This window comes from Wolbachia endosymbiont (group A) of Longitarsus flavicornis (assembly GCF_963931955.1).
Taxonomy (GTDB): Bacteria; Pseudomonadota; Alphaproteobacteria; order Rickettsiales; family Anaplasmataceae; genus Wolbachia.
Map to the genome: position 1 here is coordinate 1,615,940 of NZ_OZ008337.1, position 11,653 is coordinate 1,627,592.

Sequence of the window (11,653 nt, forward strand, 5' to 3'; positions counted from 1 at the left end):
CCCCTCAACTTACCTTTTTATCACGCATCCCAAATAATAAAGGACCGTTGTAGCTCATTCCCATTATTTTTCCGGCTACCGCTGATAATGACGTATAAAACTCTTCTCGGTAGATTAAACCAGTATCTGTTACCAATACCGCATGCGTTTCCTCACCTCTTTCTAGTATCAACTCCGTTCCCTCCACTGGCAGTTTATCGCTACTTATTCTTTTTCCCTTCTCTAGTCGATCTGCCAGGTATTCTAGTCTTTTTGCTCCTTTTCTTGATATTTCTCCATACGCTTTCTCCTGTAACCTATATGCTAACCTCGGTATCAAGTATTTCTTTGAGTGTCTAGGTGCTTCTTCCTCAAATACCTTCTTCCATATTTTTTTCAGTTCTGCTAGTGGTTTTTTCTCTAAGCATTTTACCTCTTTTTCTACTTTTTTTTCCATATGATCACCTTTTCAAACACAGCCCTTCTGAATTTTTAAAACGCTATAGCACTTTCTCATCCACAGTTTCTAGCTCTTCCTTTGCTACTATCACACCTGCTGTCGTACTTTCCGATACAACCCTTATTCTTTCTATAAACTCCCTCTGTTTATTTGCGATTCTTACGTTCTCTAACACTTCTTTTATCTCTTTATTATTTCTCGCATAATCCATTGGGGTTTTGCCAAATTTATCCTTTTGCTCTATATTCGCTCCTGCTTTTACTAGCTCTTCTACTATTTTTATTTCACTTACCATGCAGGCAAGGTGTAACGGGGCAAATTTGCTATTTCGTTCCACTGCGTTTACATCGACTTCTGCCTTTATCAGCTCTTTTGTATTTTCTAGACGTTGGCCCATCACTGCTAGGTGTAGTGGTCTATATTGCCCTGCATCCGCCACATTTATATCTGCTCCTTTTTTGATTAATAACCTCACTTTTTTTGGATCTAGCATCCCTACTGCATAATGTAATATCGTCCTTCCTTTTGTGTCTTTTTTATTAATATTTTCTATTGGGTTATCTAATACTTCTTTCCACGACTTATTAAATTCTTCTCTTTCTTTCTTACTAAATTTTACCATAAGTTCCTCAGCTATTAATACAATATAAAGTGGCTCCAATTTGGCTCACTTTAGCGCTTAGCAAATCTTGTTTATTTACTAGCTACTTTTTCACTTAGGGCTGTTTTGGCATAAAAAGCAAGTTTTTTTTTACAAAATATACACATTTTTTCAGCATATTATATTAAGATATAAATCTATATGTTTAATCTGTTAAATCTACCTCCTGCTGTTGTAATTCATTTACGTTTCGTTTCTCCATTATCTCCTCTATTGCCTTGTTTGCTTCTCCATACATCACCGCCACATCTCTCATATTCACTCCCCTTTTCTCTAGAAAATTCGTTACCTTCTGGTAAATCTTCGCATAGTTTAGTGGACTACATCCAAATTTATCTACTGTATCAAGATCTCCTCCCGCCTTCATTAACTCTTCTATTGTTCCTTTCCTCCCTGCTAAACAGGCTAAGTGTAGTGGTACTGCTTTGTTGTTCGACTTTGCATTTACCTCGGCTCCTTTCTCTATCAGTGCTTTCACATTCTTTCTATTTCCTAAAAATGCTGCTAGGTGCAACGGTGTCTCGCCTCTATTGTTTCTATCGTTTATACCTGCACCTTTTTCTATTAATAACTTTATTACTTCTGGGTTTGACACTTGTGCTGCTCGGTGCAATGCCGTACAACCACCTGAATCTTTTCCTTTTATGTTTTCTTCTGATATTGCTTTCAGTAACTTATCAAAAGCATTTTTTGTTTCTTTGTTAAACTTTACCATAATATACCTCAACTATCTATCTTTCATCAAATTCTTTAATCATAGTGTTCATCTTGCCCACCACCCTGCTTATTACGTTGTTAAAATCTTCTATTATTAGCGACTCATCTCTTTTTCTTATTTCTTCTAAACTTACCACCTTCCCTTTTAACTTCGGTAAAAATTTTCTACTCCATACATCTACCATTTCTCCAACCGACTCCACTATTTCATCGCATATCTCTGGTCTATCTCTTACTACACCTCCTTGCTTTTCCAGGAATTTCTTCACCTCTTTATTCTTTTCATTGTCCATTAGCCAATACATTGGTGTACAACCAAATTTACTCTGTTGATTAATTGCCGCTCCTGCTTTCACCAACACTTTTATTATACTTTCTGCTCCTACCATACATGCAAGATGTAGTGCTGTATGTTTACTACCATACTCTATAGCGTTTATTTCCGCTCCTGACCTTGTCAGCTCTTTTACGTTTTCTAGACGTTTCGCTAATGCTCCCCAGTGTAACGGTGTAAAACCCTTGTTATCTCTCGCATTGACTTCCGCTCCTTTCTTGACTAGAAAACTTACTTTTTTTCTTGTCGACATTCTTGCTGCCTTATGTAGTATCGTTTCCCCTTTTTCATCTTTTTCATTAATATTCTTAAACGAGTTGTCTAATAATTCATAAAATGACTTATTAAAAGCTTCTCTCTTTTCCTTGCTAAACCTCATTACATACCTCACTATAAAAACATACATAAAATCGCCAATTTGGCTCATTCTAGCGTAAAGTAAACTTCTTATGTTTACCCACTACTATTCTAGTTATGCCTGTTTTGATATCAAAAAGCAACTTTTTTTTTCAAAAAACACACATTTTTACCGAATGTTAATGTAATATATGAAGATATAAATATAAGTATTTAGCGTATTAAACATATGATCTGTTTTTCTTCCCAAGACCTGTTCAAATGACGATGTTCGTGCCACGTTAGTACACCTGGGTAAAACACTAAAATGTAATTTTCCGGTTCATGTATTGAATCCTTTTGCTCTGAATTTAAATCGCTTCCAAAATGAACATTGTGTTCTGTTAAACCAAATCTCCTAAGAAACTCCTTGAACTAACTCATCTTTTTTTACCAAGAGATAGCCAAGTTCCTTTGCTCTTTTGATCAAATTTTTTACAGTTCTATCTTTATAGCGTATTTCATAGTATTCCATTCCTTTTTCTACATATTCCTGTCCGTATTTGAGCATACTATAAAATATGCACGCTATCTTTCTTGCAGTAGCTGTTATTGCTTTTGGCGCTCCTAATCGTTTTTTTAATTTCCTGTAGTATGCACCTAATGCACTTTTACTATTTCCCACAGAATTAGCAGCCATTCGAAATGCATTCGCAGCACGATTAATGACTTTACGCGTTCTTGTGCTAAACACTTTTTCTCCTGTAATTTTATTGGCAGGGCTGAGTCCTAACCACGATGAGAAGTGTTTTTCTGTTGACCATTTACTATGGTTTATACCAGTTTCTGAAATTATGGTCTGTACACTTAGTACATCAAGCCCTGGAACTTTAGTAAAATCCATACCAGTTATCCGGTGCAGTTCCTCGTGCAAAGCAAAGTTTGGCTTACTTTTTCTATGCTTATTCTTTTCCTTACTCAACTGTTTACTTTCGCCAGGTTTTGTTTCGAACGTTTTGTAATAGGCCTCAATATTTCTATCACATTCTGCTATTTTTTCTTGATAGATATTATATAGTTCAAATTCTTGCTTTAGCGTGAATAAGTGTTCCTCTCTATAGTCACCAGCTAACGCTTTTGCAATAGTAGACTGATCATTTTTTATTCGTGCATCCCTGAATTCAACCAATTTCTCAGGATCCCTTTCGCCTTCGATTATAGCCTTGATAATTTTCATACCAGTTACTCCAGTAATATCTCTTATAACTTTATGCAGCTGTATATTCATTTGAATTAATGCCTTCTGCATACGCAGAACATGTGTAGATGCACTTTCAGTAAGACTTTTACGTTGCCGCACATAACTACGCAATACACAAATTTGATCATCGGGTCTGAATGATCCATGAAGTAGTCCATAACTGTGTAGTTGTTGTAACCACTGACAGTCCTGAACATCTGACTTTCTTCCAGGTACATTTTTTACATGTCGCGCATTTACCAGTTTTACTTCAAACCCATATGATTCGAGTACTTGAAATAAAGGAATCCAGTATACTCCTGTTGATTCCATAGCTACAGTTGTAACTTTACATTTTTTCAACCACCGTGCTAAATTATGAAGGTCTTCAGTGAAGCAGCCAAATTTTTGGATACGTTGTTCATCTCTTCCTTCAGGTACACATACATAATGTACAGATGAACCAACATCAATCCCTGCTGCATCAGGATTCACTATTTCTAATTTACTTTTTGCTTTTTTCATGGCAACTCCTTCGTATAATTTGTAATAGGGAAACGCTTCAGCTTGGAACGGTTGATAGTACAATCTCCTAACCGAGGTAGTCTACAAAAACTCCATCAATGATTTGACCGTTCCTCCCAAAACCACGCTTACGAACGGGCACTAAAGGCACCAGTGACTTGGTCGGTTATAACTGCAAAAGCGCTTCTCACAAAGTTATATCAGAAATTACTCAAAACTTAAATTGGGAGTTTCTTCCTGGTTTGACAGATTTCGTCTGTTTGACGCTTATAACTTTCTGGTTGGTAAAATCTTCTACCTTGTAGCGGTGAGTAACGCTAAACCTTTCTAAAATTGGCTTGTATTTTAAATTCCACAGTTGTTCAGATAGTTTGCTACTTCCCAATAAAAATTTATCCCCTTCCTCTTCTATACTAGTAACCGGAAAACATGCGTTTATTTCTCCTAAACTCCAACTGTCCGATAATACTATCTGCGCTTTAGCAAACTTAATTGCCGGTAGTAAGCTCTGTGGTAGCGGATATAGCGCTTTGAAGTTATACCACACATGATTTCTTTCATAAATACCGTTATAGTTCTTAGTATGAGGCTCGGTTTCTCCAAGTATTGCTACATCCAAGCGATATATGTCATTGCTTAAAGCTCGTTCATAATGATCGCGTAGATAACTCTCTATAACCTCAATTAATGGACTGCTAGATCTGAAAAAGTTCACTCTTCCAAATGATAACACTGGTCCATCTTTTTCTATTTTTACCCCCGAATAGTCAGAAAGAAGATCTCCAAATAAACTCTCGTCCAATATAAATCTCTGCGCATTATAATAATCGTTAAAAATCCTCATCAATCTGGATCTTACAGGCAGTGATAGTTTTGCCAGCTCTACTACTGCATCTACGAAGAAGTCGTTTGGTACGTCTCTTATCCCTATCTGTAATTCAAAAAAGTGTTTACCGGGTGGCTCTTCAATAATCGTAATATCTTCTATGTTTGCCCATTTTAATGCTATTTTCAGTGAGGCAGGTGTTCCTCTTAAACGCTGAAATTCTACCCCTTCTTTTATCGCTCTTCTTTTGTCTTTTGCCCAACGCAGAATCTCTTCTATACCATATTCCTCTACTATCCATGGCAATATTTCTTCTTTAGGATTAAACTTAAATCCTCTTATCCCGCTTGGATCTACTTTGTAATCGATTGCTTCTACTAGCGCTTTTTCCTGTTTTGTTGCATTTGGGGGTAATAAACTTTTCATTTGTCTTTTCTTTCAAGTTGCTTTAACTTTCTTTATTTAGGTAACTTATGAGTAAGCAAGAGATCATTGCGGAACTTATGAAAAATAAAGATGTTCTTAATATCAAAAACACTGAACACGCTTCCATAATATTTGACCATATTATCAATACTTTAAAAAACAAGTTACAACTTCTGGAAGAAGATCAATATTTTCGTCTCCCTAACATTGGTCATTTTTATCCAGTAAACCTTAAACCACTTATTGCACGCAATCCCCTCACTGGTGAAACTTTTACGATTCCACAAAACAAAAAAATACGTTTTAAATCCTATCTAACTTGACGTAGCCCAAGCACTGCACACTCATTCCCCAGTACCACAACATCCTCTCTTGGCTCGATTAATTCTACGTTTTCTACTCCTTCTACGAACAAATTCGCTATAATCCACGATCTTGTCACCTTCCATCCTAATCTTTTCGTTGTTTCAAATTTTTCTATAAATTTCTTCTTCACCGTTTCAATAATATCTGGTCTTTTAATACTAATTCTGCTGTGGATATTTATTTCAATAATATTGCAACCAACTACTGTTATCGTATCTGTTAATACCCTTATATCATCCCTGGTGACTCGTTTTCTTACAATATCAAGTAGTTCTTCAGACGCTATGCCATTTGTGGATAACTCCGTGGATAAAATCGAGATCTCTACACTTCCTGGCACTTTTGATTCAACCAGCGCATCCTTTACTCTACTATCTGCTGAGAGTGCTTGAAACCGATAATGCTCTTTACTCCCTCCTGTGCTTGAGCCAACTATTCTTGCCTTGATTCTTTTTCTGAAGCGTTCATCTTCTTCTCCATCTTGCCTCTCTGCTCCATAAAACTCAGCTAAATTATCAAGTTCTTCTCCCCTTGCAAACTTCAGTAAATTGCTTTTTGCTGCTTCGTTTATTCTTTCTCTAAGCAACAGTTCTCGCCATGCTGCTACTTCTAATACCTTCATCGCTGGGTCACTTTCTACTAATGCTGTAAAACTTGCATCACGCTTCACTAACTCTTCTTTCATCCGAGAAAAAATCTCTTCAAAGTTCAGTGGTTCGATAATATTTGGCTGCTCCATCTTTATACCACAACCCCGTCAAAGCGAATATTTCTTCCACTTGGTAAGTATAATCCTTCTAGATCAAGCGTTACTTTTCCTTCTTTCACTTCTGTGATTTTTACTTTCTCGAGTTTGAACCTTGTTTCCCACTTTTGTAGTGCTTCTGCTACCGCTGCATAAATTTCTAACGAAAAATCTCTATTTATTGGCCGATCTACTAATTCAAGTAACCTCGATCCATAGTCCCTACGCATGATTCTGCTGCCTATCGGCGTGGTCAGTATGTCAACTATCGATTGCTTTAGATGGTTTAATCCTTCCAATTCTTTTCCAGTATTAACGTCCATTCCTCGCATAAATACGTTGCCTTTTGTGTTATATCTGTTTAATCATTTTCTTCTTAGTACTTTAAGTCGTTCGTATTTTTCACGAGCTATAGAGATAGCTTTTCTCAACTTCTCCTCAAGAATTTCCTTAGGAGGCAGATGTGTTAAATACTGCGCAACATGAATATTAGATCCTTCAAGCTCCAGGTATTCTATATCTTCTTGATCCTTATCAGCACATAAAATAATCCCTAGAGGTTTTTCTTCATCTGGTTTTCGTTCATTTTTATCTAACCAATTTAAGTACCATTCCATCTGTCCTTTATAAGCTGGTTCAAATCGACCAATTTTTAGTTCTATTGCAACAAGACGTCTTAATCCTCTATGAAAAAATAGCAGGTCTAAATACCTATCAGTTGCATCAGTGCTCATCCTTTTTTGACGTGTTATAAAGCAAAAATCATTACCAAACTCTTGTAAAAATTTTATCAGTTCATCCAAAATCGTATTTTCTAGATCAGTCTCACTATGACTTGATGGCAATTCCACAAAGTTAAGGAAGTATGGATCGTGAAAAATGAATTCGGGGGCTAACGTATTTTCTTCACGTAACTGTTTGATGCTTTGTCTTATGAAGTCCTCAGGCTTTTTTGCTAGTGCTGTACGTTCATACAACATGGTATCGATTCTACTACGTAGTGCTCTAACACTCCATCTTTCAATACGACACATTTCTATATAATAATTACGCTTCAGCTCATCAGAAATTGCAATAATTTCTACAAAATGTGACCAACTCAATTGTTGTGACAGTGTCGCGACAATTTCTTGATCGGGAAAGAATTTGGAAAATTGCACCATCCGAAATAATGAAGCTCTATCAAATCCACGTCCATATTTCATCTGAAGTTCTTTTGCAAGTTGGGAGATGATTTGCTTCCCATAATCTGCACGTTTGTGCTTTAGGATATCTTGATCAATTCTGGAGCCAATTTCCCAGTTTAACAATACTAGAGTAGAATTGAATTGAACAGAAAGATGATTCTTTGCTCTATCTATTAAATTACTAACGTCTCCTAATAGGCTAGTAGTTATATCCATGTTCATAATTTTACTTTTGGTAAGTATAGCACATGGTTTATTTTTATTCTGAAAAAACATTACTACTTCCACTTATTACTTTGAACCCACAAGATACTGAATCCCCAACTCTTCCTATACCATGACCATTAGCAAACACTGTTTTTGACCCTTGTGCCATTACCTTATCTTCACTAAAACTATCTCCTTGCCTACAAATTGGTCTACTATTCGCAAATACATCACTGCTTCCTCTTAGAACCTGTTCATAATCTTTTGAGGAACAAAGCAGTGAAAGCAAGAACTACCATTTGCAAGCTGGTGTTGAGTTTACGCTCGCAATTTTTCCATAACCGTCTACATTTTTCCAACCAAGCAAAAGAACGCTCTACAACCCATCTTTTTGGCAATACAGCAAAGGTATGTAATTCACTGCGTTTTATTACCTCAACAGTTGCACCAATAGTTGCTTTTATTTGTGTTGCAAAATTCTCTCCCGTATAGCCTGCATCAACCAGTACATTTTTAACTCCCGAGAGGTTTTCTTTTGCATTTTCTACCATTCTCACAGCACTGCTACGGTCAGTTATCTCTGCTGTTGTTACATAAATTGCATGTGGCAAACCTTGCGTATCTACTGCAATATGGCGTTTTATTCCTGAAATCTTTTTGCCTGCATCGTAGCCTTTTTCTTCAGCAGTATCTGCATTTTTTACACTCTGTGCATCAATTATGCAGAAGCTGGTTTTTTCTTTCCGACCATTGTTTTGTCGGACTACGCCAACTATTTTTTTTTAACACCAGCTCCAGAACACTTTCTTTATTTGCATCTGGTTTTTCACTCCACTTCTTAAAATAGTCGTAACAATTGCGCCATTTTGGAAACTCTTTTGGTAGCATTCTCCACTGACAAACGCTTTTCAGAACGTATAACACTCCACAAAATACATCATACAAATCAAGTTTTCTTGGTTTTGTTTTTTTTCTACAGGACTCTAGATCTGGTAATATAATCTCAAATCTTTCCCGACTTATATTACTTGGGTATAAACTCCTCATATATCCTAACTTATATACATTATCTCTTAGTTTATTCCTTTCTTGAGATCATGTACAGGTTCTTATACAAAAATGCGGCATAGCTTCTCCACAGTAGTCTCCTAGCCTCACTATTCCTTTTTTCACCTTTTCCTCAATTTAGATTTATTCTTTGTGCCTTAAGTTTTATTCCGTCTTTTGTCATCTCTATGCTTGATCCTCCTACTTTCAACATTAGTTTATCTACTACATCAATCTCAAGATGATGCTTCTCCTTATCGTACGATAATTTCGTTCCATCCTGAAACTCAAAAATATGAGCATCTTTTCGGCATTCTGAGGGAAAATACTTCTGCTGATAAATTGCTGGTAACACTACCCCTAATGATAATTCCCCAAATGGCGATAATACTATCACTTGTTCATCGAGACTCAATGGTGACCAGATTCTATCTTCTCCAGCTCTTCTTGCTATCCATGGCAGATAATCTGTTACAATATCTCCTATTTGCACTTTTACTCTCGCTTTTTCATAATCTACTTCTTTCACAAGCCCAATACGTACAATGTTAGCTAACTTTCTTTGCAACTCTGAAATAGCAAAATTACTTTCCAACATTAATTCCTCCAACATTTATGCTATGTGGCTTAATTTTTTCCTCTAACCAGACTGATTCTCCTAAATGTAGCTCGTGTACCCATTCTACCATCCACACTAAATACGCATCCAATTCGGGTCTAAATCCGTCAATTTCCGCAGATATAAATTCACCTGGCGAAACATTTTCCACGTTCCAAGTATTTTTATTCACTACTTTCGCAACTGCTGCTGCTAATTCTCTCACAACCACCGAGTAATCCTCGACTGTTCCATCAACTACCACTCTCGCCTCAAATCTTGCTTTCAGGGCTAATTCTTCTGTTCCCGGATCTTTTCCTTGCTCTAAACTTGACAATTCTACAAATACCGCTGGCGCTACTATTTCCCTTCTTATCGTTGGATATACTTCACATGTCTTTATCGCTGGTATTTCTTTCTTCAACATCCTGCAAATTGCTTTGTGCAACTCAGTTAAAATCATACTTTTACAATATAGTTTAATTCACGCTCAAAATATTTCTCAAATATCCCTTCTGTTTCATAATTAACTAGCTCCTTTATTATTTTTGATGCTTCTGGCTCCAGTGCTAATTTTACCTCTTGTATTGGCAAAGCTGTTCTTCCTTCACGCCTAAAAACACCACTATTTCCTCTTGGCATTGTTGCCATAAATGCTACTATAAACTCATGTTTTCCTATTTTTGTACCTCTTTTTGTTTGTCTCATTTTACCCATTGATGAAGCTTTGATGTCATACAAGTTTGCTCTTATTAAAACCTCCAATCTACTTGTTCTTGCCTTAAAGATTCGCAACCTTTTTCTCATTATCGTTAATTTTATCTTCTTTTCCTCACTAATTTCCTTAGCAGCTTGCGTTTTTAACCAAAGTGCTGTTTTGTTTAGTGCCCTCATCGTCGCTTTTTCCACTTTTTTCCTTTCAGCATCTATACTTTGCATAACTTTTTCTATGCTACCGGTGACTTCGATGTTAATACGCATCTATACCCCCACTGCTTGTATTTTCCATACCATTCCCGAATTATCCCTAAGTGGTGGTGAATATATTTTGTACTTACGCTTATCAATAATAAAGATATCTCCTACTACTGGCTGCAATACATCGAATATACTCACCTCCAAAATCAACATCTCCCCTACAAATTGTCCTTCACCAATCTCGTATAATTTATCTGGCTGTTGTTTTAATATCTGCACCAGGTATGACTTATCCTTTGACTCATACAACGCTTGCTCTCCTAAATGTGCAAAACAATCTTTCAATAACCTTTTAATATTTTCTTGCATTCTTCCTTTATACTTACTAAACTTCTAAAGCTTGTGTAGGCAGAGCAATCTTTTTTCGTACCTCCTTTCTTGTAGTTGCTCTGTCTACAAAAACCATTTGCATACCTTGCCTTTATATAGTAACTTAAAAAGCACGCTAAGAAAGTGGCTATATTGGTAGGAGGGTTTGATTGAAGTCATTCTCTCCTCTATGCTGTAACAAGCTTGACTAATATGCCTGGACGATGGCACATTGGTAAAGGATTTGACTGAGTATGTAAATCGGTCCCTCTATCAAATCTTCTTGGCTCTTGTTTTGCATAGAGTGGCTGTCCAAGGGTATTCACCGTTTCATTAAAGTCCGCTGGCGCAAAATATGTCGTAAATGTGTTAGCTGTACCAAGTGGAAAACAGTGTCCCGTATCTTTTTCTATAAATCTTCTCACAATTCCTTCAGGATCAGTTGCTTGTCCTCTGTACTCCTCAAATGTTATTCCACAGAATAGACTTCTTTCAAAATTCATGTATGGAGCTCAAAATTGTGAATTGCAGCAATCAAATTAAACCTTAAACCAAAACGTTTTCGTCGGTTTCTATACCTGTCCGAGATGATTTTAAACCTTTTCAATAAGCCAATTACGTTTTCAACAATTGCCCTTTGGCTCATAAGTGCCCTGTTCTCTTTTTTTTGTTCTTTGCTTAACGGATTCTTTTTCATTTTCCTGTGCGGTAA

Annotated in this window: 17 protein-coding genes and 2 pseudogenes; 1 reads left to right on the top strand and 18 read right to left on the bottom strand. The window is 36.5% G+C overall.

Features of this window, described 5'->3' with window-relative positions; translation table 11 throughout:
* Window positions 1–4: 4 nt before the first annotated feature.
* The 7 genes and pseudogenes from AABM58_RS07745 to AABM58_RS07775 form a co-directional block, all read right to left on the bottom strand.
* Window positions 5–436, bottom strand: a complete 432-nt coding sequence (locus AABM58_RS07745) for a DUF2924 domain-containing protein (protein WP_338405921.1) — start codon at window positions 434–436, stop codon at window positions 5–7.
* A 43-nt stretch (window positions 437–479) separates the two neighbouring features.
* A complete protein-coding gene (locus AABM58_RS07750) occupies window positions 480–1,061 on the bottom strand; it encodes an ankyrin repeat domain-containing protein (protein ID WP_338405922.1) in 582 nt (193 codons plus the stop codon).
* A gap of 184 nt (window positions 1,062–1,245) precedes the next feature.
* Entirely contained in the window at window positions 1,246–1,815 is a 570-nt protein-coding gene (locus AABM58_RS07755; RefSeq protein ID WP_253302212.1) for an ankyrin repeat domain-containing protein, read from the bottom strand.
* 16 nt (window positions 1,816–1,831) lie between these two features.
* Window positions 1,832–2,578, bottom strand: coding sequence for an ankyrin repeat domain-containing protein (locus AABM58_RS07760; protein WP_338405923.1), 747 nt, complete (start codon window positions 2,576–2,578; stop codon window positions 1,832–1,834).
* A 143-nt stretch (window positions 2,579–2,721) separates the two neighbouring features.
* Window positions 2,722–2,904 (bottom strand): annotated as a pseudogene (locus AABM58_RS07765) (phage tail protein); the annotation flags it as partial.
* Window position 2,905: 1 nt separating this feature from the next.
* Window positions 2,906–4,252, bottom strand: coding sequence for an IS110 family RNA-guided transposase (locus tag AABM58_RS07770; RefSeq protein ID WP_338406860.1), 1,347 nt, complete (start codon window positions 4,250–4,252; stop codon window positions 2,906–2,908).
* A 211-nt stretch (window positions 4,253–4,463) separates the two neighbouring features.
* A complete protein-coding gene (locus AABM58_RS07775; RefSeq protein ID WP_338405924.1) occupies window positions 4,464–5,504 on the bottom strand; it encodes a phage tail protein in 1,041 nt (346 codons plus the stop codon).
* A 47-nt stretch (window positions 5,505–5,551) separates the two neighbouring features.
* Here AABM58_RS07775 and AABM58_RS07780 point away from each other — a divergent pair, with 47 nt between their 5' ends.
* Window positions 5,552–5,827, top strand: coding sequence for an HU family DNA-binding protein (locus AABM58_RS07780; protein WP_253302209.1), 276 nt, complete (start codon window positions 5,552–5,554; stop codon window positions 5,825–5,827).
* Here the strand turns inward: AABM58_RS07780 and AABM58_RS07785 are convergent.
* The 11 genes and pseudogenes from AABM58_RS07785 to AABM58_RS07835 all read right to left on the bottom strand — a co-directional run.
* Window positions 5,815–6,609 (bottom strand): baseplate assembly protein, encoded by a 795-nt coding sequence (locus tag AABM58_RS07785; protein WP_338405925.1) that lies wholly within the window; start codon window positions 6,607–6,609, stop codon window positions 5,815–5,817. The two genes, AABM58_RS07780 and AABM58_RS07785, sit on opposite strands and share 13 nt — an antisense overlap.
* 2 nt (window positions 6,610–6,611) lie before the next feature.
* Window positions 6,612–6,947 (bottom strand): GPW/gp25 family protein, encoded by a 336-nt coding sequence (locus AABM58_RS07790; RefSeq protein WP_253302207.1) that lies wholly within the window; start codon window positions 6,945–6,947, stop codon window positions 6,612–6,614.
* A gap of 33 nt (window positions 6,948–6,980) precedes the next feature.
* Complete coding sequence (locus AABM58_RS07795; protein WP_253302206.1) at window positions 6,981–8,078, bottom strand: PDDEXK nuclease domain-containing protein; 1,098 nt, start codon at window positions 8,076–8,078, stop codon at window positions 6,981–6,983.
* Complete coding sequence (locus tag AABM58_RS07800) at window positions 8,062–8,298, bottom strand: PAAR domain-containing protein (RefSeq protein ID WP_338405926.1); 237 nt, start codon at window positions 8,296–8,298, stop codon at window positions 8,062–8,064. Before AABM58_RS07800 ends, AABM58_RS07795 begins: the two co-directional genes overlap by 17 nt.
* Window positions 8,264–9,056, bottom strand: a protein-coding gene (locus tag AABM58_RS07805; protein WP_338405927.1) for an IS5 family transposase whose coding sequence is annotated in 2 segments (ribosomal slippage) — window positions 8,264–8,791 and window positions 8,793–9,056 — 792 coding nt in all. Because the reading frame shifts where the segments join, the coding sequence is not laid out codon by codon here. The genes AABM58_RS07800 and AABM58_RS07805 overlap by 35 nt, the downstream gene beginning before the upstream one ends.
* 133 nt (window positions 9,057–9,189) lie before the next feature.
* Entirely contained in the window at window positions 9,190–9,654 is a 465-nt protein-coding gene (locus AABM58_RS07810) for a phage baseplate assembly protein V (RefSeq protein ID WP_253302204.1), read from the bottom strand.
* On the bottom strand, window positions 9,641–10,117 hold the full coding sequence (locus tag AABM58_RS07815) for a hypothetical protein (RefSeq protein WP_338405928.1): 477 nt from the start codon (window positions 10,115–10,117) through the stop codon (window positions 9,641–9,643). Before AABM58_RS07815 ends, AABM58_RS07810 begins: the two co-directional genes overlap by 14 nt.
* On the bottom strand, window positions 10,114–10,635 hold the full coding sequence (locus tag AABM58_RS07820; RefSeq protein WP_338405929.1) for a phage tail protein: 522 nt from the start codon (window positions 10,633–10,635) through the stop codon (window positions 10,114–10,116). Before AABM58_RS07820 ends, AABM58_RS07815 begins: the two co-directional genes overlap by 4 nt.
* Window positions 10,636–10,941, bottom strand: coding sequence for a head-tail joining protein (locus tag AABM58_RS07825; RefSeq protein ID WP_253302202.1), 306 nt, complete (start codon window positions 10,939–10,941; stop codon window positions 10,636–10,638).
* Window positions 10,942–11,129: 188 nt separating this feature from the next.
* Window positions 11,130–11,423: pseudogene (locus AABM58_RS07830) on the bottom strand (major capsid protein); the annotation flags it as partial.
* 17 nt (window positions 11,424–11,440) lie between these two features.
* Window positions 11,441–11,653, bottom strand: a 213-nt coding sequence (locus AABM58_RS07835; protein ID WP_338406859.1) for a transposase family protein, incomplete at its 5' end; no start/stop codon positions are given.